This is a genomic window from Sphingomonas kaistensis (assembly GCF_011927725.1).
Taxonomy (GTDB): Bacteria; Pseudomonadota; Alphaproteobacteria; order Sphingomonadales; family Sphingomonadaceae; genus Sphingomicrobium; species Sphingomicrobium kaistense.
This window is the reverse complement of sequence record NZ_JAATJC010000001.1, coordinates 2,455,492-2,476,241: the sequence shown is the minus strand read 5'-3', so window position 1 is coordinate 2,476,241 and position 20,750 is coordinate 2,455,492. Positions and strand designations below refer to the sequence as shown.

Sequence of the window (20,750 nt, the reverse complement as noted above, 5' to 3'; positions counted from 1 at the left end):
ACGGTACTCGCGCCCGGCCGCGCCAACATTGTTATGTTGGTGAAATATTCTCACGCACCTGCAGCATAATTGTGCGCTGCAACATCCCTGTGCATGTTGCGCCTACCGACAGGAGTCGGAACGGGATCCCAAAATGGGGGCCGGTCGCCCGATCAGGGGGGTGCGAAGATGCGACAGCTTGCGTTGATAACGACCATGGCGGGCTTGCTCGTCCTGCCGTCCACGGCCGCCGCCCAAGATTCCCCGGCCGAGGTTCCGCCGGCGGTGGTGGTCTCCGGCGGCGCGACGCTGGTGTCCGACTATCGCTATCGCGGCGTGTCGCAAACCGACCGGCGGGCGGCCCTGCAGGGAAGCCTGGCGGTGACCCACAGGAGCGGCCTCTATGGGAGCATCTGGGGGTCCTCGATCGACGATTATGTCGCCGCCGGCTCGGACCAGGAGATCGACCTCACCATAGGGTACAAGCGCAGCGTCGGCGCCACCACCTTCGATGTCGGTGTGCTTTATTATTATTACCCGGGCGCGGGGAACGCGAACACGGACTTCGTCGAACCTTATGTCGCGGTCAGCCAGACCTTCGGGCCGGTCACGGCCAAGGCGCTGGCAGCTTATGCGCCCAAGCAGAATGCGCTGACGGTCGGCAACGGGAAGGAGGATAACCTCTATCTCGCGGGCGACCTCAGCGCCGCGCTCGCGGGGTCGCCGATCAGCGTCACCGCGCACGTCGGCCGAAGCTTCGGGCCGAGCTATATCACGCTCGGCAAGGCGCATACCGACTGGAGCCTGAGGGCAAGCGCCACCTTCAAGGAGCTGACCGCCGGGATCGCCTACGTCGATACCGACAAGACCTTCATCACGCCCAGCGGGCGCAACGCCAGCAAGGCTGGCATCGTCGCCTCGCTCGGCGTGGCATTCTGAGGAGGGCAGGCGTGAAATTCATCATTGCATACATCAAGCCGTTCAAGCTGGAGCCCGTTCGCGACGCGCTTCAGGAAGCCGGGATCGAGGGCATGACCGTGTCCGAAGTGCGCGGCTTCGGCCGGCAGAAGGGGCAGCCGGTGTTCTATCGCGGCGCCGAGTACAACACGACCTTCGTCCCCAAGATCAAGCTCGAGATCGCGGTGGCTGATGACCAGGCGCACGGCGTGGTGGAGATCATTGCCAACGTCGCTCGGACGGACTCGATCGGCGACGGCAAGATCTTCGTGCTCGACCTCGAATCCGCGCTTCGCATCCGCACTGGGGATACCGATCATGACGCGCTTTGAGGGGAGGGGGAGAATGAAGCTCGGACACCTGCTTGGCGGCGCAACGGCGGCGTTGCTGGCGACTGCCGTCGCCGCCTCGCCCGCATGGGCGCAGGAGGCCGCGGCGGCTGCGGCAACCGCTCCACCGGCGCCCGACAAGGGCGACACGACCTGGATGCTGATCTCCTCCGCGCTGGTGCTGATGATGTCGGTACCGGGCCTTGCCCTGTTCTACGGCGGGCTGGTGCGGGCCAAGAACATGCTGTCGGTGCTGATGCAGGTGCTGACCATCGTCGCCATCGCTGCGCTGGTGTGGGTCGGCTGGGGCTACAGCCTGGCGTTCACCGCCGGCAATCCGTTCATCGGCGGCCTGTCCAAGGCCTTCCTCAGCGGGGTCGATGCCACCACGCTCGCCGCGACCTTCTCCAACGGGGTCTACATCCCGGAATATGCCTATGTCGTGTTCCAGATGACCTTTGCCTGCATCACCCCGGCGCTGATCGTCGGGGCGTTCGCGGAGCGGGTGCGGTTCTGGCCGTTGATGCTGTTCGTGGTGCTGTGGCTGACGGTGGTCTACTTCCCGCTGGCGCACATGGTCTGGTACTGGGCCGGCCCGGATTTCCTGCCCAATCAGCCGGGCGACCATGGCCTGATCTACGGCTGGGGCGCGCTCGACTTCGCCGGCGGCACAGTCGTCCACATCAACGCCGGCATCGCGGGACTGGTCGGCTGCCTCGTGATCGGCAAGCGGATCGGCTATAACAGCGAGCCGCTGGCGCCCCATTCGCTGGTGATGACCATGATCGGCGCCTCGCTGCTGTGGGTCGGCTGGTTCGGCTTCAATGCCGGGTCCAACCTCGAAGCCAACGGGGTCACCGCGCTGGCCTTCATCAATACCTTTGTCGCCACCGCGGCGGCGGCGCTGACCTGGGCGCTTATCGAGCAGCTCATCCACCGCAAGTCCTCGCTGCTGGGCGGGGCGACCGGCGCAGTGGCCGGGCTGGTCGCGATCACGCCGGCGGCAGGCTTCGGCGCTCCAGGGACGTCGATCCTGCTCGGCGCGGTCGCGTCGGCGGTGTGCTTCTTCTTCGTCGCCAAGGTAAAGAACCGGTTCGGCTATGACGACTCGCTGGACGTATTTGGGGTGCACTGCATCGGCGGCATCGTCGGGGCGATCGGAACCGGCATCGTAGCGGCCCCCTCGCTCGGCGGGCAGGGTTTCTTCGACTATACGGTGCTGCCGGCCGTTCCCGGGACCTACGACATCGCCGCGCAGCTGCTGGTCCAGCTCAAGGCCGTGGGACTGACCCTAGCCTGGTCGGGCGGCCTGTCATTCGTGCTGTTCTACCTGATCGACAAGACCATCGGCCTTCGGCCGACCGTCGATGCCGAACGCGAAGGGCTCGACATCTCCTCGCACGGGGAGCGCGCCTATAACCTCTGACCAGTTTGCGCCGGCCCACTCCTCCTCCTCGGGCCGGCGCAATTCACTTTGCCGATTGTGCGGATCACTTTGCCGCCTTGGCCCTTGCGTTTTTCCCTTTGCGAATGGGATCCATTCGTGCACTTTCGCTGCAGCGCAACATGAGTGGTTGCGCATGGCGGAGCGGAGCTCGAAAAACGCAAGGACAGGCGCTTGAACAGCCGGATGACGAGACAGGGCCTTTACGACCCGAGGCATGAGCATGACAGCTGCGGCATGGGCTTTGTCGCCCACGTCAAGGGCGTCGCGTCGCACGGTGTCATCGACCAGGGTCTCCAGATCCTCGCCAACCTTCACCACCGCGGCGGTGTCGGCGCCGATCCTGACATGGGCGATGGGGCCGGATGCCTGATCCAGATGCCCGACGCGCTGCTGCGCGACTGGGCCGGCACGCACGATATCGAGTTGCCGCCGGCCGGTGACTACGCCGTTGCCATGTGCTTCCTCCCCACCTGCGAGGCGAGCCGGGCGGTTGCGGAAGAGCGCTTCGTCCACCTGGTCGGCAAGGAAGGCCAGCGCTTCCTCGGCTGGCGCGACGTGCCGGTCGACCTCGGCGATCTTGGCGCAAGCGTTCGCGCGACCGTTCCCGTCATCCGCCAGGGCATCGTCGGGCGAGGAAGCCAGGTCCGCGACCAGGACGCGTTCGAACGCAAGCTGCTGACCATCCGCAAGCAAACCCAGAATCCACTGGCGGCGCTGGCCAAGGCCCGGGACCTGCCGGGGCTGACCGACTTCTACATCGCCAGCTTCTCGACCCGCACGCTTGTCTACAAAGGCATGTTGTTGCCCGACCAGGTCGGGAGCTTCTACCGGGACCTGCGTAACCCGCTGACCCGCTCTGCGCTGGCCATGGTGCACCAGCGCTTTTCCACCAATACCTTCCCCAGCTGGCGGCTGGCCCACCCTTATCGATTCATCGCGCACAACGGCGAAATCAACACGGTCCGCGGCAACGTGAACTGGATGAATGCGCGGCGGCGCACGCTGGAGTGTCCGCTGCTCGGCGCCGACCTCGACAAATTGTGGCCGATCATTCCGCATGGGCAATCGGACACCGCCTGCCTCGACAATGCGCTCGAGCTACTGATCGCCGGCGGCTACTCTCTACCGCACGCGGTGATGCTGCTGATCCCGGAGGCGTGGGCCGGCAACGAGCAGATGGATCCGAAGCGGCGTGCCTTTTACGAATATCATGCCGCCTTGATGGAGCCGTGGGACGGCCCAGCGGCGATTGCTTTCACCGATGGCCGGCAGATCGGGGCGACACTCGACCGCAACGGCCTGCGCCCGGCCCGCTTCCTGGTCACCGACGACGACCTCGTGGTGATGGCCTCGGAATCAGGCGTGCTGCCGATCCCGGAAGAAAAGATCGTCCGCAAGTGGCGCCTGCAGCCCGGCAAGATGCTGCTGATCGACTTCGCCAGGCAACGCATCGTCGAGGACGAGGAGATCAAGGCCGAGCTGGCCGACGCCGAGCCCTATGGCGACTGGCTTGGCGAGACGCAGTTCAACCTGCGGGACCTGCCGGCCGGCGACAATCCGCTGACCCGTCCGCCGAGCGACGAGGTGTTCCGCCGCACCCAGCTGAGCTTCGGCTACACCGACGAGGACCTGCGGCTGTTTCTCGGCCCGATGGCGGCCCAGGCCGACGATCCGATCGGGTCGATGGGCACCGACACGCCGCTTGCGGTTCTGTCGGCACGCCCGCGGCTGCTCTACGATTACTTCAAGCAGAGCTTCGCGCAGGTCACCAATCCGCCGATCGACCCGATCCGCGAGAGCATGGTGATGAGCCTGGTGTCGATGATCGGGCCGCGTCCGAACCTGCTCGGTCGTACGGCCGGAACCCACAAGCGGCTGGAGGTGTCGCAGCCGATCCTGACCAACGAGGATCTGGAGAAGATTCGCTCGATTCACAACACTCTCGACGGCGCGTTCCGCACCGCCACGCTTGACGCGACCTGGCCCAGCGGCGGCGATGCGCAGTCGCTGGAAGCGGCCATCCAGCGCCTGTGCTGGGAAGCGACCGAGGCGGTGCTGGCGGACATCAACGTCCTTATCCTGTCCGACCGCAAGGAAGGCGCGAGCCGCATTCCGATCCCCGCGGCGCTGGCGACCGGAGCGGTGCACCATCACCTGATCCGGCAGGGTCTTCGGATGCAAACCGGCCTGGTGATCGAAACCGGCGAGGCGCGCGAGGTCCACCATTTCTGCGTGCTTGCCGGCTACGGGGCCGAGGCGATCAACCCCTGGCTTGCCTTCGACGCAATCGAGGACCTGTGCGACCGGGGCAAGCTGGCGGTGACGGCCGAGCAGGGCTGCGCCAATTACATCAAGGCAATCGACAAGGGCCTGCTCAAGGTCATGTCGAAGATGGGGATCTCGACCTTCCAGAGCTATTGCGGCGCGCAGATCTTCGACGCCGTCGGGCTCAACAGCTCCTTCGTCGAGCGTTATTTCACCGGCACGTCGACCAGCATCGAGGGTGCCGGCCTGACCGAAGTCGCGGCCGAAAGCGCCGAACGACATCGCCAGGCCCATGCCGCCGCGGTCGAACCGCTGAGCGTCGGGGGCATCTACGCGCTTCGCACCGGCGGCGAGGCGCATGCCTGGACCGCGACCGGGATCGGTAATCTGCAGCACGCCGTGCGCGGCAATCTTCCCGATCGGTACCGTGCCTTCGCCGCGGAGGTGAACGCACAGAACCGCCGCCTGCTGAGCCTGCGCGGGCTGCTCGAGTTGCGCGCGGCCGGTCCGGCGGTGCCGCTGGAGGAAGTCGAGCCCGCGTCCGCGATCGTGCGCCGCTTCGTCACCGGGGCGATGAGCTTCGGGTCGATCAGCCGCGAAGCGCATACCACGCTGGCCCGCGCGATGAACCGGATCGGCGGCAAGTCGAACACGGGCGAGGGCGGCGAGGAGCGCGAGCGGTTCGGAAACGACGAGCGCTCCGCCATCAAGCAGGTCGCCTCTGGTCGTTTCGGAGTCACCGCCGAGTATCTTGTCAACGCCGACGAGTTGCAGATCAAGGTGGCGCAAGGGGCCAAGCCGGGCGAGGGGGGGCAGCTTCCGGGCCACAAGGTCGACGCCCACATCGCCGCGGTCCGCTATTCCACTCCGGGGGTCGGCCTGATCTCCCCGCCGCCGCACCACGACATTTATTCGATCGAGGATCTGGCGCAGCTGATCCACGACCTGCGGCAGGTGAACCCGTCCGCGCGGGTGTCGGTCAAGCTGGTGTCGGAAGCAGGCGTCGGCACCGTCGCCGCCGGGGTGGTCAAGTGTACCGCGGACCATGTCACCATTTCGGGCTACGAAGGTGGCACCGGCGCCTCGCCGCTGACGTCGCTGACCCATGCCGGCTCGCCGTGGGAACTCGGTCTTGCTGAGGCGCAGCAGACGCTGGTCCTGAACGGCCTTCGCGACCGGGTGACGCTGCAGGCCGACGGCGGGCTTCGCACTGGGCGCGACGTGGCGGTCGCGGCCCTGCTCGGCGCGGACGAGTTCGGTTTCGCCACTGCGCCGCTGATCGCCGCGGGCTGCATCATGATGCGCAAGTGCCACCTCAACACCTGCCCGGTCGGAATCGCTACGCAAGACCCGCGCCTGCGCGCCAAATTTACCGGCGAGCCGGAGCATGTCATCAACTACTTCTTCTTCGTGGCGGAGGAATTGCGGGAGATCATGGCCGGGCTGGGCCTGCGTTCGCTCGACGAGATGATCGGGCGCACCGATCTCCTTGCCCCGCGCCTCGCGGTGGAAGGCGCAAAGGCGAACGGTGTCGACCTGTCGCGCTTGCTCATGCGCGCCGACCCGCAAGCGCCGCGGCGGTTCGGGCGGTCAGTCAAGGCCCCGGTGCATCGCCGCATCGACCAGGCGATCGTCGCGGCCCTGGCTTCTCCGATGCCGGCTCGGCTGGAACTGCCGGTGGGCAACAGCGATCGCTCGGTCGGGGTCTATGCCTCGGGCGAGATCGCGCGGCGCCATGGCCACGAGGGACTTGCCGACGGCTCGCTTCACGTTCGCCTGACCGGAACCGCGGGACAGAGTTTCGGAGCCTTCCTGGCGCACGGGATGACGCTGGAGCTGGTCGGGGATGCCAACGATTATGTCGGCAAGGGCCTGAGCGGCGGCCGACTGGTCGTGCGCCAGCCGCCGACCTCGACCCGCGACGCGGCAAGCAACATCATCGTCGGCAATACCTGCCTGTACGGCGCGACGTCGGGCGAGGCTTATTTTTCGGGCGTCGCAGGCGAACGCTTCGCGGTTCGCAATTCGGGTGCGGTCGCAGTGGTCGAGGGGACCGGCGACCATGGCTGTGAATATATGACCGGCGGCTCGGTGGTGGTGCTGGGCCCGGTCGGGCGCAATTTCGCAGCGGGAATGTCGGGCGGTGTCGCCTATGTCTGGGACCCGCAGCGGCGTCTGAAGGCGCAATGCAATCTCGCCGGGGTGGCGCTGGAAGAACTGGATGATGCGGCATTCGTCCGCGACTTGATCGAGCAGCATCGGGCCTTGACCGGCAGCCAAGTCGCTGCCCGGATCCTGGCCGACTGGGAGCGAACGGCAGCGCAGTTCGTGCAGGTCATGCCGCACGAATATCGCCGCGCGCTCGCGCTTGCCGTGGCTGCGGAGTAGGTCATGAACAACCCCACCGGTTTCCTCGAGATCGACCGCGAGGATCGTCATTATCGTCCGGTCAGCGAACGGCTGAAGAGCTGGCGCGAGTTCGTCGAGCCGCTGCCCGAAGGAACGGTCGCGCGGCAGGCGCAGCGCTGCATGGATTGCGGCGTCCCATTCTGCCACTCGGCCTGCCCGGTGAACAATCTCATTCCCGACTGGAACGATCTCGTCACCTCGGGAGACTGGCAGGCAGCACTCGACCGTCTGCACGCCACCAACAATTTCCCGGAATTCACCGGCCGCGTCTGCCCGGCGCCCTGCGAAGCCGCATGTACGCTGAACCTCGAGGATCGGCCGGTGACGATCAAGACGATCGAGTGCGAGATCGCGGATCGCGGGTTCCGGGAGGGCTGGGTGACGCCGCGGCTGGCGAGCAAGGGGACCGGGCGGCGGATCGCGATCGTCGGGTCGGGCCCCGCGGGCCTCGCCTGCGCCCAGCAACTTGCGCGGCTAGGGCATAATGCGACGGTGTTCGAGAAGACCAACCGGATAGGCGGCCTGCTGCGCTACGGCATACCCGACTTCAAGCTGGAGAAGAGCCTGATCGATCGCCGGGTCGCGCAGATGGAGCGCGAGGGCGTTCTTTTCCGCACCAATGTCGATGTCGGCCACGACCTTCCCCTCGACCGTCTTCTCGATGATTACGAACTGGTCGTGCTGGCGGTCGGTGCCGAGCGCCCGCGCGATCTCGACGTGCCGGGTCGCGACCTCCCCGGGATCCACTTCGCGATGGATTATTTGGCGCAGCAGAACCGGCGTGTAGCGGGCGACGCAGAAGAAGCGGCGGCGCCGTCGGGCACGATCAGCGCGACGGGGAAGCACGTTGTCGTGATCGGGGGCGGCGACACCGGGTCCGATTGCATCGGCACGGCCAACCGGCAGGGCGCGGCATCGGTCACCCAGCTCGAGATCATGCCGCAGCCTCCCGAGCGCGAGAACAAGGCGCTGACCTGGCCCCTGTGGCCGCTTCGCCTGCGCACTTCGTCGAGCCAGGAAGAAGGTTGCGAGCGTGACTTCTCGGTGCTGACGAACGAGTTTTTCGGGAATGGGCAGGTCGAAGGGTTGCGCTGTGCGCGCGCCCGCTGGGACGGCGGCCGACTGCAAGAGGTCGAGGGGTCGCACTTCGAGATTAAGGCCGACCTTGTGCTGCTCGGTATGGGTTTCACCGGAACGGCCTTTCCGTTCGAGGCAGCGGGTCTGGACACGGAGCGAGGCGCGATCGCGGCGGATGCCGTGCGCTTTGCCACCAGCCGCCCGCGGGTGCTGGCGTGCGGCGACGCCCGGCGCGGACAGTCGCTGGTGGTGTGGGCCATTCGTGAAGGCCGCGACTGTGCGGCCGCGGTCCACGAGGCGCTGGCTCAGGCCTGAGCCAGTTCCCTCGCGCGTTCGAAGGCGCTGATCGCCGCCTCGCTTTGCAAGGTCAGGGCGATCTCGTCCTGCCCCGCCAGCAGGCACTGGCGGCGGAACGGATCCATGTGGATCGGGAAGAAATGCCCCGCTGCCGTTCGGACCAGCTGCTGTTCGAGATCGACCGTGATCGCATGGTCGGGCGCGGCCTCGATCAGGGCCTGCACTGCTGTCTTGTCGAGGCTGATCGCGGCAATTCCGTTCTTGAAGGCGTTGCTGGCGAAGATGTCGGAGAAGCTCGTCGCGATCACGGCGCGGACACCGAGATCCGCAAGCGCCCAGGCGGCATGCTCGCGGCTCGACCCGCAGCCGAAATTGGCGAGCGCGAGCAGGATCGGCGCGCCGGCATAATGGGGATCATCGAAGACGCTGTCCGGCTGCGTTCGAAGTGCCTCGAAGGCGAAGCGGCCGAGCCCGGCGCGTGTGATGGTCTTGAGGTGCTCGGCGGGGATGATGAGGTCGGTGTCGATGTTGTCGAGCGGCAGCGGATAAGCGCGGCCGCAGACCTTGGTGAAGGGCGTCATGCCGCCAACTCCTGTCCGACCGGGGGGAGGTCGCGGACGTCGGTCAGCCGGCCGGCAACGGCGGCGGCGGCGGCCATGGCCGGAGACATCAGGTGCGTGCGCGCCCCCGGACCCTGCCGGCCGACGAAGTTTCGGTTGGAAGTCGACGCGCAGCGCTCGCCCGGCGGCACCTTGTCGGGGTTCATGGCCAGGCACATCGAGCAACCAGGCTCACGCCATTCGAAGCCGGCGGCGAGGAAGATGCGGTCGAGCCCCTCAGCCTCGGCCTGGCGGCGGACGAGGCCCGAGCCGGGCACGACCAGGGCCTGGCGCAGACCGGGATGACGGCGGCGGCCAACCAGTATTGCGGCGGCTGCCCGTAGATCCTCGATCCGGCTGTTGGTGCAACTGCCGATGAAAACATGGTCGATGCCGATGTCCGCAAGCCGCTGGCCCGGAGACAGGCCCATGTAGGCGAGGGCGCGGGCCACTTCGTCGCGGCGCGCGGGATCGGTGAAGGAGGCGAGGTCGGGGATGCGGGCGTCGATCGGCAGCGCCTGGTCGGGCGACGTGCCCCAGGTGACGGTCGGAGCGACTTCCTCCGCATCGAAGTGCAGCGACCGGTCAAATTGCGCGCCTTCGTCGGTGCGCAACGCGCGCCACCGTTGTACTGCGCGGTCCCATGCCTCGCCCTTCGGCGCGCGGGGCCGGCCCTCGAGATAGGCGAAGGTCTTGTCGTCAGGGGCGATCAGTCCCGACCGGGCACCGGCCTCGATCGCCATGTTGGCGACCGTCAGCCTGCCCTCGACACTCATCGCTTCAAATGTCGTCCCGCGGAATTCGATCACATGGCCGGCGCCGCCGCCGACGCCAAGGCGCGCGATGATCTCAAGGATCAGGTCTTTTGGAGTGACCCCGGGACCAAGACTGCCGTCGACCCTGACCTCCAGCGTCCGGGAAGGCTTGAGGAGCAAGGTCTGGGTCGCCAGCACATGCTCGACTTCGGTGGTTCCGATACCGAATCCCAGGGCCCCCAGCGCGCCGTGTGCAGCGGTGTGGCTGTCGCCGCAGACGATGGTGGTACCCGGCAAGGTGAAACCCTGCTCGGGTCCCACCACATGGACGATGCCCTGGTCGGGCGACAGCGCGTCGATGTAGGGAATGCCGAACTCAGCGACGTTCGCCTCGAGCGCGTTCAGCTGTGCGGCGCTGGCCGGATCTTCGATCAGGAGCGGCCCGCCGTTGTGCCGCACACGCGGAGTGGTCGGCAGATTATGATCGGGCACCGCCAGCGTCAGGTCCGGCCGCCGAACGCGCCGGCCTGCCGCGCGCAGGCCCTCGAAGGCTTGCGGCGAAGTGACTTCGTGGACGAGGTGCCGGTCGATGTAGAGCAGACAGGTGCCATCGTCGCGGCGCTCGACGACATGGCTGTTCCAGATCTTCTCGTAGAGGGTGAGGGGCCGCGCAATCATCCGCAGCATCCGCGATTGGTCAAGAACAGGTGGCGCAGGCCGGTGTCGCGACGGGAGCGGACCTGGAGCCGCTCGCGAACCGCCGCGCCGAAGCCCGACGTGCTGGCATCGCCGCCGAGATCCGGTGTGCGGCAGCCCGAGAGCAGGGTCGCTTCCAGCGCTTCGCGCAGCACCGAACCGGCGTCGCCGAGCCCAAGTTCGTCGAGCATCATCGCGGCGCTTGCGATCGCACCGGCCGGATTGGCGATGTCGAGCCCGGCGATCTGCGGGGCCGATCCGTGGACCGGCTCGAACAGGCCCGGCCCGCCGGACCCGAGGCTGGCCGAACCGAGCAGTCCGATCGAGCCGCCGATTACCGACAGCAGGTCAGACAGGATGTCGCCGAACAGATTCTCGGTCAGGATCACGTCGAAACGGCGCGGTTCGGTGATCACCGCCATTGCGCAGGCATCGACGTAGAGATGGTCGAGCGCGACGTCGGGATAGGCCTTGGCGACCTCGTCGACGGTCGCGCGCCACAGCCTGGAGGTTGCCAGCACGTTGGCCTTGTCGACCTGGGTCACCTTGCCCTTGCGCAGGCGAGCCGCACGGAATGCGACATGGGCCACCCGTTCCACCTGCGCGCGGGTGTAGGTGCAAAGGTCGGAGGCCTGGTCCTCGCTCAGGCGGTGTCCGCCGTAATAGATGCCGCCGGTAAGCTCGCGAACCACCAGGATGTCGGATCCGCTGGCAACCTCGCTCCGCAGCGGCGACCACTGGCCGCCCTGCAGCACTTCGACCGGCCGTAGGTTGGCGTAGAGGCCGAGTTCCTGCCTGATCTTCAATAATCCGGCCTCGGGCCGCTCCGCGCAGTCGTTCCAGCGATCGCCGCCGACCGCCCCGAGCAGAATGGCATCAGCCTTTTTGCACGCCGCGAGCGTCGATGGCGGAAGAGGCTCGCTATGCCGATCAATCGCCACGCCGCCGAAGTCATGCTCAGTGAAATGAAGGCCGAGCTGGCGTTCGGCTGACAGAAGCTCGAGGCAGGCGACCGCTTCGCGCGTGACTTCGGGACCGATGCCGTCGCCGGGGAGTACCGCGATGTGAATCATGCCGCCTGCTCCTGCCGCACCCGCGCGGCGGCAATTGCCTGGATCGCCTGCGCATTGCTGACCGCGTCGATGTAGGCCGACACGCAGCAAGGCAGGATGTCGCGCGCCCTCGCCCGGCCGGCGTAGATCTCGCCGCCGACCTCGACAGTCATCTCGACCAGCACGTTGGCGCCTTGGCCGTCGGGCGCGGGCTGGTCCGGGTCGGCGGCGATATACTGCATCTCCAGGCTGTCGACGCGAGCCGATGTGCCCATCATCTGGCTGACCGCCGCAAAGGCGGCGTCGAGCGCGCCGGGAGCGCTGGCGATATCGGTGACCCGCCCGCGTTCGCCGTGGTCGAGCTCGACCCGGGCGACCGGCCAGGCGTTGGCCGAGACGGGGCTGCGGATATCGACCTTGGTCAGCTTCCACATCGCCTGCGGTCGGTGGGTGCTGGCTTCGGCGAGCAGTGCGGCGAGCTTGGCGGTGTCGACAATCCCGACTTCGTCGGCGACCAGCTTGAAGGCGACGAAGGTGCGGTCCAGCGCCTCGCCCTCGAGCACCACACCGAGCGCCCGCGCCCGTGCGGCCAGAGCGTGGCGGCCGCTGTGCTTGCCCAGTACGATGCTCTCGGTGACCAGCCCGATGTCCTCAGGCTTCATGATCTCGTAGGTCGCGCGGTTCTGCAGGACGCCATGCTGGTGGATGCCGGATTCGTGGGCAAAGGCATTGGCCCCGACGATCGCCTTGTTGCGCGGCGGGGGCGCGTTGGTGATCTGCGCCAGGGTCCGGCTGGCGGCCATGATCCGGGTGGAATCGACGTTGGTGTCCAGCCCGTAAAAGTCATGGCGGGTGCGCAGCGCCATCACCACGTCCTCCAGCGCGCAATTGCCCGCACGCTCGCCGATGCCATTGACCGCGCATTCGATCTGGCGTGCGCCGCCGCGGATGGCGGCGAGCGAGTTGGCGACCGCCATGCCGAGATCGTCGTGGCAGTGGGTGGAGAAGATGACGTCGTCCGATCGATCGACCGCGCCATCGAGGAAGCGGAACAGGTCGGTGATCTCTTCCGGCGTGGTGTAGCCGACGGTGTCGGGGACGTTGAGGGTCGAGGCGCCTTCCGCCGCTGCGACCGAAAGGGCTTCGGCGAGGAAGTCGCGCTCGGTCCGGATGGCGTCCTCGGCGGAGAATTCGACATCGTCGAAATGATCGCGCGCAAAGGCGATCGAGCTGCGGATCGCTTGCAGCACCTGGTCGCGGCTCATCCTGAGCTTGGCCTCGCGGTGAAGCGGGCTGGTGCCGATGAAGACGTGGACCCGCTTGCGCGCGGCTGGTGCAAGGGCCGTCACCGACGCCAGGATGTCGGGCCGTGTCGCCCGGGCCAGCGCGCAGATGATCGGTCCGTCGACCCCGGCGGCGATGTCCATGATCGACTGCGCGTCGGCGGGGGAAGAAGCGGCGAAACCCGCCTCGATCACGTCGACCCGGAGGGCAGCGAGTGCGCGGGCCATCCGCAGCTTGGCATCGGGCTGCATCGAGAAGCCCGGGGCCTGCTCGCCATCGCGCAGGGTGGTATCGAAGATCAGGATCCGGCTCATGGGCACGCACTCTGTTGGCTTGGGGAGAGGGTCACCGACGACACGTCGAACAGGTTGCCCAGCTGGCGGGCGACGGTGTCCGGCTGACGGCCCGCGTCGTGCGCTTCGATCAGGATCGAGAGCGACGAGGTGTGCGCCGGCCGTTCGGCGAGGATAAGCTCGCGGATGCGGTAGCCGCGCCGTTCGATCAGCCCGAGGATGCGCAACATGGCGCCCTCCGCTGGGGTGAAATCGACATCGAGGCGCGCGGTCACCAGCGTTTCTCCAGCATTTCGACATTGGGGCTGTTGGGCGGAACCAGCGGCCAGACATTCTCGCGCGGGTCGATGCGGACGTGCATCAGGATCGGACCGCTGGTGCCGAGCAGGCGGTCGATCGCGCCCGCGACCTGCGAGCGGTGGTCGATGGTAAAGGCCTCGATCCCGAAAGCATGGGCGACCTCGGAGAAATCGGGATTGTCGCTGAGGTCGATCTCCGAGAAGTTCTCCTCGAAGAACAATTCCTGCCACTGGCGGACCATGCCGAGCTGGGAATTGTCGATCAGCACGATCTTCAGCGGCAGTCGATAGCGGCGAAGGGTCGCCAGCTCCTGGACGTTCATCATGAAGGAGCCGTCGCCTGAGACCGTGATGACGGTCGCGTCAGGCTCGGCCAGCAGTGCGCCGATCCCAGCCGGGACGCCATAACCCATGGTGCCGAGCCCGCCGCTGGTGAGGTGCGCCTGCGGGCGCGAGAAGCGGCAATGCTGGGCGACCCACATCTGGTGCAGCCCGACGTCGCAGGTAAAGATGGCGCCGTCGCCTGCCTTGTCTGCAAGGGTCTTGAGCAGGGCAGGGGCGTAGATGCCCTGGCCCGGCGCATCGTAGCGCGGCGCCCAAAGGCGTTTGCGCCCTTGGCAATGCGCCAGCCAGCCGCCGACGTCGGGGGTAGCTTCGAACGCGTCGAGCGCTGCGACAATATCGCCGGCAAAGCCGACCTCGGCGCGGCGCAGCTTGCCGATCTCGGACGGGTCGGCGTCGAGGTGGATGACCTTGGCATTGGGCGCGAAGCTGGCGAGCTTGCCCGTGGCGCGATCGTCGAAGCGGGCGCCGATGCAGATCAGCAGGTCGCATTCCTCGACCGCGATGTTGGCGGCGCGCGAGCCGTGCATCCCAAGCATGCCGATAAAGGTCGGGTCGTCGGTCGGGATCGAGCCGAGGCCCTTGAGCGTCGCCACCGATGGGATGGCGGTGCGCGCAACGAAGCGACGCAGCGCCTCCTCGGCCCCGGCCATCGCCACGCCGCCGCCGACATAGAGCAGGGGCTTGGAGGCCGCCGCGATCAGCGCGTCTGCCGCGGCGATCGCGGCGCCATCGAACGCGGGTGGCTGCGGCTGGGGCGAGGGCGGCTCGCAGCGCGGAGCGAAGCCGTTGGTGACGTTCTTCGGCAAGTCGATCAGCACCGGCCCCGGCCGGCCGGAGGTGGCGATGCGAAAGGCCTGCGCAAAGACGTGCGGGATGTTGGCGGGGTCGCGGACCAGGAAGCTGTGCTTCACGATCGGCATCATCAGTCCGAACGTGTCAATCTCCTGGAAGGCGTCGGTGCCCATCAGCGTCGTCGGGACCTGCCCGGTGATCGCCACCATGGGCACGCTGTCCATGAAGGCATTGGCGATCCCGGTGATGAGGTTGGTCGCGCCCGGCCCCGACGTCGCCAGGCACACGCCTGCCTTGCCGGTCACTCGGGCATAGGCGTCGGCGGCCAGTGCCGCGGCCTGTTCGTGACGGACCAGGATGTGCTTGAGACTGGACCCGGTCAGCGCGTCGTAGACGGGCATGATCGCGCCGCCGGGATAGCCGAAGATATACTCTGCCCCCGCCCGCTCGAGCGCTTCAACGACGAGCCTTGCGCCCGAGACCTGCTCGGGCTGTGGTTCTGGCGGTCTTTGCGCGGGCGAGAGCATGGTTCAGGCCGCCTTGGATTGGGGTTGCGCCGCCGCCGCGGGCGCCTCGGGGGCGGGCTGCTGAAGCCACGCCATGTGCTTGCGCAGGCTGGCGCCGACCTGCTCGATCGGCTGGTCGAGATCGGCTTCCCACATTCGTTGATATTCGGGCTTGCCGGCCGCGCTTTCGGCGATCCACTGGCGGGCGAAGGCGCCGCTCTGGATGTCGGCGAGAACTTCGCCCATGCGGGCGCGGGTTTCATCGTTGATGACCCGCGGGCCGGAGACGAAGTCGCCATATTTTGCGGTCTCGGACACGAAGTGCAGCATCTTGGCGAAGCCGCCCTCGTACATCAGGTCGACGATCAGCTTCAGCTCGTGAAGGCATTCGAAATAAGCGACTTCTGGCTTGTATCCGGCGTCGACGAGAGTCTTGAAACCGGCGGCGACAAGTTCGGTCGCGCCGCCGCACAGGACCGCCTGCTCGCCGAACAGGTCGGTCTCCGTTTCCTCGCGGAAGCTGGTCTCGATCGCTCCGGCCCGGGTGCCGCCGATGCCGCGGGCATAGGACAGGGCGCGGGCACGGGCGCTGCCGCTGGCGTCCTGCTCGACCGCGAACAGGCAGGGTACGCCGCGGCCGATCTCATATTCACGGCGGACGAGGTCGCCGGGGCCCTTGGGCGCGACGAGGATGACGTCGATATCGGGCCGCGGCTGCACTTCGCCGTAGATGACCGAGAAACCGTGCGCGACCAGCAGCGCGCCGCCGGCCTGGAGGTTAGGCGCGATGTCGTCAGCATAGACCTTGCGGTGGCTCATGTCGGGCGTCAGCAGGCAGACGAGTTGCGCCTGTCTCGCCGCCTCTGCCGGTGAGAAGGTGGCGAAGCCGTCGTCGCGCGCTCGGCGCTCCGCGCCACCGCCGGCCCGTGCGCCGACGATGACGTGATATCCGCTGTCGCGGATGTTGCGGGCGTGGCTTCGCCCCTGGCTGCCATAGCCGATGACTGCAACCGTCGCATCGCGCAGGGCATCGTGGCGGGCGTCGTCGTCGGTGTAAATGCGTTCCATCGGGTCTTCCTTCTCGCGCAAAGAAAACCCCCGCTCTGGTGAGGAGCGGGGGCCGTGAATTCCTGTGTCCGTTGGGACTGGGCTTCAGGTCGCTCCTCCATGTCGCTCGATAAGTACGAGCGCCATGAGGGGAAGGCGCACGTCGACTGTCGCGAGAATCATAATATTCGAAGCGGCAGTCAGCGTCAGCACCAGTTGCGTTCCAATCCCCGGTTCAGGCCCAATACGGGATCCCGAATGACGCGGGTATGCTGGCGGATATGCCGTCATGCAAGTCCTAATCGCTGCAATCGTATCCCTTTTGACACTTTCCTGCAGACCGTGGCCGTGCTTCAACGGGTCGGTGAGTGAGCGAAAAAGGGAGTGGGTTTCGAAAATGACGCAGGATGGCAGGCTTCCCTCGCGTGAGATGATCGACGGGCCGTCGCGGGCTCCGGCGCGGGCGATGCTTCATGCGGCAGGGTTCGATGCGTCGGCGCTGGCCAAGCCGATGATCGCGATCGTCCACAGCTATTCCAACGTCACCCCCTGCAACATGCACCTGCGCGACCTTGCCGCCCACGCGGCGGAGGGCATCAAGGCGGCGGGCGCGACCCCGGTCGAATTCAACACTATCGTCGTCACCGACGGGATCGCGATGGGCACTCGAGGAATGCGCGCCTCGCTGATGAGCCGCGAAGTGATCACCGACAGCGCCGAACTGGTGGTGCGCGGCCATTCGATGGACGCAGTGCTGTTCATCGTCGGCTGCGACAAGACCATTCCGGCAGCGGCGATGGCCGCCGCCCGGCTCGATCTTCCAAGCGTGATCCTCTACGGCGGGTCGATCCTGCCCGGGCGCCATGCGGGCAAGGCGATCACCATCCAGGACGTGTTCGAAGCCGTCGGCCAGCATAGCGCGGGCGGGATCGACGACGCCGAATTGCACGCGGTCGAAGCTGCCGCCTGTCCGGGTGCCGGTGCGTGCGGCGGGCAATTCACCGCCAACACCATGGCGCTGGCGATGAGCTTCCTCGGCCTGTCGCCGATCGGCCTCAACGATATTCCGGCGGTGCTCAAGGAAAAGGCCGAAGCCGCCCGAGAGGCCGGCCGGCTCACCGTCGAGGCGCTTCGTGCCGGGCGCAACGCGCGCCAGATGATCACCGCCACCGCGCTGCGCAACGCCGCGGTGGCCGGGACCGCCACCGCTGGTTCGACCAACCTTATCCTTCACCTTCTGGCGATCGCGCGCGAGGCCGGCATCCCGGCGTCCGACTTCGACATCGACCTGTTCGACGAAGTGTCCCGCGCGACCCCGGTGATCGCCGACCTCAAGCCCGGCGGGCGCTTCATGGCGCCGGACATGTCGGCCGCGGGTGGCACCGCTTTGCTCGGACGCCGCCTGATGGAGGCCGGCCTGATCGAGGATGCCCCGACCGTGACCGGGCAAAGCCTGTTCGCATGCTTCGCCGACGCCCCGGAGACGCCGGGCCAAGAAGTGATCGTCACTGCCGCCCAGCCGATCAAGGCGCGCGGCGGCTTCGGCATCTGCTACGGCAATATCGCGCCCGCGGGCTGCGTGGTGAAGCTCGCCGGGCACGGCAAGCTGCGCTTCGAGGGACCTGCCCGCGTCTTCGATGGGGAGGAAGCGGCATTCGCCGCCGTCACGGCTGGCGTCATCCAGGCTGGCGACGTGGTGGTGATCCGCGGCGAAGGCCCGGCGGGCGGGCCCGGCATGCGCGAGATGCTGGGCGTGACCGCCGCGATCCAGGGGCGCGGGCTGGGCGATCATGTCGCGCTGATCACCGACGGGCGCTTTTCGGGCGCGACCTACGGTTTCATGGTCGGCCATGTCTCGCCCGAAGCGGCGCGGGGCGGACCGATCGCGTTGCTGAACGACGGCGACACGATCCTGATCGATGTCGAGCGGCGCGTTGTCGAAACCGACGCCGACCTGGCCGCGCGTCCGGCGCGTGACTGGCCGGTATCGCCCGAGGCCACCGGAGCCTTTGCCAAATATGCCGCGTCGGTCAGTTCGGCGTCCCAGGGTGCGGTGACGCTGCCGGGCTAGGCGGCGACCCGTTGCTGCTCGAGCAGTGCGGCAAGGTCGGCAAGATGCGGGGCGATCCGCTGCCTGGCGGTGGGGCGCCCGGCGATCGCGGCAAGGGCGGAGGATGGTTCAAGCGCCCGGCCGATCAGCGGCTCGACGATCTCGGCGAACTTGAACGGATGCGCGGTGGCTGCGGCGACCCACAAACGTTCGTCGCGGGCGGGCCCGGCAAGTCGCCGCCACGCCTCCGCCGCGATCGCTGAATGGGGACACCAGACATAGCCGCTGTCGCGATAGTCCGCGGCGATGCGGTGGCGGATGGCTTCGTCATGGGCCAGCTCCACCGCCACCTCCGCCGCGCCGTCGCCAAGCGCCGCGACCCGCTCGAAATTGCTCGGGTTGCCGACATCCATGGCATTGGCCAGCGTCGCCACCGAGGGCCGCGGCTGATAGCGGCCAGTCTGGCACCAATCGAGCAAAGTGCGGTTGGCATTGGTGGCGAGGACGACGGGGCCGACCGGTGCCCCCATCGCTCGCGCAAGCAGCAGGGCGAAGCCATGGCCGAGGTTTCCGCTGGGAATGATGAAACCGGGGCGATTCCCAGTGTTGAGTGCAGCGGCTTCGAAGGCAGCGTGTGCGCAGTAAGCCACTTGCGGGAGCAGTCGTCCGAGGTTGATGCTGTTGGCGGAGGTCAGCCGATGCGACGCGCTGAGCCGCGGGTCGGCGAAGGCCGCTTTCACCATCGCCTGGCAGGCGTCGAAGTCCCCATCGACCTCGACCGCAGCGACGTTATCGCCCCAGCAGGTCAGCTGCCGCTCCTGGAAGGGTGAGACACGGTCCTTGGGGTAGAGGATCACGGCCCGTGCCGAACGCCGGCCCTCCGCGGCGCAGCCGACCGCGCCGCCGGTATCGCCGGACGTCGCCGCAAGCACCGTCAGCGGTTCGTCGCCGGCCAGGCGGTCGAAGCAGGCCAGCAGGAAGCGGGCGCCGAAATCTTTGAACGCGCCGGTTGGCCCGTGAAACAGCTCGAGCGCCCGTAGCGAGGAATCGCCGCCCAGCGCCGCCACCAGCGGCACCGGAAAGGTAAAGGCTTCGGCGCAGATCGCATCGAGATCAGCGGCAAGCGGGTCGCCGTCGAAGAAGGGACGGAGCCAGTCGGCAGCGAACTGCGCAAGCGGCCGGCCCGCGGCAAAGCGCGTCGACTCATGCCGCGGAATTTCCGAGGGCATGAACAGCCCGCCGCCGGGAGCCGCGCCAAGCCGGAGCGCTTGCGACAGGGTGACTGGCGGGGTGCCGCCACGGGTACTGACGAACATCATGCCGCGACGCGGCCGCTGTCCTGCGCCACGACCTTCACGCCGTGGCCGCCGAGCGGGGCGCGGTACCGGGTGACGGGCATGGCGGCTTCGGCGAAGGCAGCACCCATCGCCTGCTCGACCCGGCCCGCAAGCCGTTGTTCGGAAAGCGCGAACACCGACGGTCCCGAGCCGGAAAAGGAACAGCCGAGCGCTCCGGCCTCGACGGCGGCGCGCTGTACGGCTGGGAGGCAGGGGAGGAGATGGACCCGTTGCGGTTCGACCAGCAGATCCTCGAGGCCGGCCTTCACCAGCGCCAGGTCGCCGGTCGCGCAGCCGGCGACGAAAGCGGCGACGCGGCGGCTGTGCTCTACCGCCACGCGCAGCGGAACGGTCGCGCCGAGCAATGCGCGGGCTTCGCGCGTCTCGATTCTGGCGGAAGGGTGGAAGAGGATCGCTACCAGTCCGTCCGGCACCGGCAGGCGGCGGATCAGCGGCGGCTGTTCCGAAGCGGCGAGGACCAGTCCGCCGAACAGGCTGGCGATCACATTGTCCCATGGCGGCGGGTCGGACGACGCGCGCTCGCCTTCGATCGCAAATGGCAGCAGCTCATCGGTGGTGAAGGGCCGGTCGAGCAAAGCGTTGGCGGCGGCGGCGGCGGCCACGGCGGAGGCGGCGGATCCGCCCATCCCGGCCGACAGCGGAACGCCCTTGTCGATGGCCAGCGAAACGCCGAACGGCGAGCCGGCGGCCTGCAGCACCGCCTGCGCCGCGGCCAGCGCGGTGTTGCGGTGAGGCTCGGCCGGCAGGTGAGTGAGCAGTCCCGACACCTGCGCCAGACGCACGCCCCGTGCCTCCTGGCGGGTGGCAGTGACGACGTCATGCGCAGCGGGGAAGGCAAGGCCGAGGATATCGAAGCCGACGCCGACATTGCCGATGCTCGCCGGTGCGCTCGCCGTCGCGGACAGGGGCATGGG

The 20,750-nt window shown here is 67.6% G+C and carries 14 protein-coding genes and 1 pseudogene; 6 read left to right on the top strand and 9 right to left on the bottom strand.

The genetic code is table 11. The features are described 5' to 3' along the window. Window positions 1–168: 168 nt before the first annotated feature. The 5 genes and pseudogenes from GGQ97_RS12210 to GGQ97_RS12190 form a co-directional block, all read left to right on the top strand. Complete coding sequence (locus GGQ97_RS12210) at window positions 169–918, top strand: TorF family putative porin (RefSeq protein WP_168069940.1); 750 nt, start codon at window positions 169–171, stop codon at window positions 916–918. Window positions 919–929: 11 nt separating this feature from the next. Continuing rightward, window positions 930–1,268 (top strand): P-II family nitrogen regulator, encoded by a 339-nt coding sequence (locus tag GGQ97_RS12205; protein ID WP_168069938.1) that lies wholly within the window; start codon window positions 930–932, stop codon window positions 1,266–1,268. Window positions 1,269–1,281: 13 nt separating this feature from the next. Then, window positions 1,282–2,691, top strand: a complete 1,410-nt coding sequence (locus tag GGQ97_RS12200; protein WP_168069937.1) for an ammonium transporter — start codon at window positions 1,282–1,284, stop codon at window positions 2,689–2,691. A gap of 204 nt (window positions 2,692–2,895) precedes the next feature. Then, the gene (gene gltB, locus GGQ97_RS12195; protein WP_168069935.1) at window positions 2,896–7,365 is read left to right on the top strand and encodes a glutamate synthase large subunit; all 4,470 of its coding nucleotides are present in this window, start codon (window positions 2,896–2,898) and stop codon (window positions 7,363–7,365) included. A gap of 3 nt (window positions 7,366–7,368) precedes the next feature. Then, window positions 7,369–8,792, top strand: a pseudogene (locus GGQ97_RS12190) (glutamate synthase subunit beta); the annotation flags it as partial. On the opposite strand, the gene leuD reads toward GGQ97_RS12190, so the two are convergent. From leuD to ilvC, 7 genes are read right to left on the bottom strand one after another with little or no spacing between them, the layout of a single operon-like run. Next, window positions 8,769–9,341, bottom strand: a complete 573-nt coding sequence (gene leuD, locus GGQ97_RS12185) for a 3-isopropylmalate dehydratase small subunit (RefSeq protein WP_168069931.1) — start codon at window positions 9,339–9,341, stop codon at window positions 8,769–8,771. The pseudogene GGQ97_RS12190 and the gene leuD overlap by 24 nt on opposite strands. Then, the gene (gene leuC, locus GGQ97_RS12180; protein ID WP_342448556.1) at window positions 9,338–10,789 is read right to left on the bottom strand and encodes a 3-isopropylmalate dehydratase large subunit; all 1,452 of its coding nucleotides are present in this window, start codon (window positions 10,787–10,789) and stop codon (window positions 9,338–9,340) included. The genes leuD and leuC overlap by 4 nt, the downstream gene beginning before the upstream one ends. Further along, a complete protein-coding gene (gene leuB, locus GGQ97_RS12175; RefSeq protein ID WP_168069928.1) occupies window positions 10,789–11,883 on the bottom strand; it encodes a 3-isopropylmalate dehydrogenase in 1,095 nt (364 codons plus the stop codon). The genes leuC and leuB overlap by 1 nt, the downstream gene beginning before the upstream one ends. Next, on the bottom strand, window positions 11,880–13,460 hold the full coding sequence (locus tag GGQ97_RS12170; protein ID WP_168069926.1) for a 2-isopropylmalate synthase: 1,581 nt from the start codon (window positions 13,458–13,460) through the stop codon (window positions 11,880–11,882). Before GGQ97_RS12170 ends, leuB begins: the two co-directional genes overlap by 4 nt. Further along, window positions 13,457–13,714, bottom strand: a complete 258-nt coding sequence (locus GGQ97_RS12165; RefSeq protein WP_168069924.1) for an ACT domain-containing protein — start codon at window positions 13,712–13,714, stop codon at window positions 13,457–13,459. The genes GGQ97_RS12170 and GGQ97_RS12165 overlap by 4 nt, the downstream gene beginning before the upstream one ends. Then, complete coding sequence (ilvG, locus tag GGQ97_RS12160; protein ID WP_168069922.1) at window positions 13,711–15,402, bottom strand: acetolactate synthase 2 catalytic subunit; 1,692 nt, start codon at window positions 15,400–15,402, stop codon at window positions 13,711–13,713. The genes GGQ97_RS12165 and ilvG overlap by 4 nt, the downstream gene beginning before the upstream one ends. A gap of 3 nt (window positions 15,403–15,405) precedes the next feature. Continuing rightward, window positions 15,406–16,449, bottom strand: coding sequence for a ketol-acid reductoisomerase (gene ilvC / locus GGQ97_RS12155; RefSeq protein ID WP_168069921.1), 1,044 nt, complete (start codon window positions 16,447–16,449; stop codon window positions 15,406–15,408). Between the two features lie 376 nt (window positions 16,450–16,825). On the opposite strand from ilvC, the gene ilvD reads away from it, so the two are divergent. Further along, on the top strand, window positions 16,826–18,499 hold the full coding sequence (ilvD, locus tag GGQ97_RS12150; RefSeq protein ID WP_168069919.1) for a dihydroxy-acid dehydratase: 1,674 nt from the start codon (window positions 16,826–16,828) through the stop codon (window positions 18,497–18,499). Here ilvD and thrC read toward each other — a convergent pair. Continuing rightward, on the bottom strand, window positions 18,496–19,797 hold the full coding sequence (gene thrC, locus GGQ97_RS12145; protein WP_209022849.1) for a threonine synthase: 1,302 nt from the start codon (window positions 19,795–19,797) through the stop codon (window positions 18,496–18,498). The two genes, ilvD and thrC, sit on opposite strands and share 4 nt — an antisense overlap. After that, window positions 19,794–20,747 (bottom strand): homoserine kinase, encoded by a 954-nt coding sequence (locus GGQ97_RS12140; protein ID WP_168069917.1) that lies wholly within the window; start codon window positions 20,745–20,747, stop codon window positions 19,794–19,796. The genes thrC and GGQ97_RS12140 overlap by 4 nt, the downstream gene beginning before the upstream one ends. Between the last annotated feature and the right edge of the window lie 3 nt (window positions 20,748–20,750).

Bases quoted from the DNA above. Each gene is read 5' to 3' on its own strand.
- GGQ97_RS12210 (WP_168069940.1), top strand. From the start codon at position 169: ATGCGACAGCTTGCGTTGATAACGACCATGGCGGGCTTGCTCGTCCTG.
- GGQ97_RS12200 (WP_168069937.1), top strand. From the start codon at position 1,282: ATGAAGCTCGGACACCTGCTTGGCGGCGCAACGGCGGCGTTGCTGGCG.
- gltB (WP_168069935.1), top strand. From the start codon at position 2,896: ATGACGAGACAGGGCCTTTACGACCCGAGGCATGAGCATGACAGCTGC.
- leuD (WP_168069931.1), bottom strand. From the start codon at position 9,341: ATGACGCCCTTCACCAAGGTCTGCGGCCGCGCTTATCCGCTGCCGCTC.
- leuB (WP_168069928.1), bottom strand. From the start codon at position 11,883: ATGATTCACATCGCGGTACTCCCCGGCGACGGCATCGGTCCCGAAGTC.
- GGQ97_RS12170 (WP_168069926.1), bottom strand. From the start codon at position 13,460: ATGAGCCGGATCCTGATCTTCGATACCACCCTGCGCGATGGCGAGCAG.
- ilvG (WP_168069922.1), bottom strand. From the start codon at position 15,402: ATGCTCTCGCCCGCGCAAAGACCGCCAGAACCACAGCCCGAGCAGGTC.
- ilvC (WP_168069921.1), bottom strand. From the start codon at position 16,449: ATGGAACGCATTTACACCGACGACGACGCCCGCCACGATGCCCTGCGC.
- ilvD (WP_168069919.1), top strand. From the start codon at position 16,826: ATGACGCAGGATGGCAGGCTTCCCTCGCGTGAGATGATCGACGGGCCG.
- thrC (WP_209022849.1), bottom strand. From the start codon at position 19,797: ATGATGTTCGTCAGTACCCGTGGCGGCACCCCGCCAGTCACCCTGTCG.
- GGQ97_RS12140 (WP_168069917.1), bottom strand. From the start codon at position 20,747: ATGCCCCTGTCCGCGACGGCGAGCGCACCGGCGAGCATCGGCAATGTC.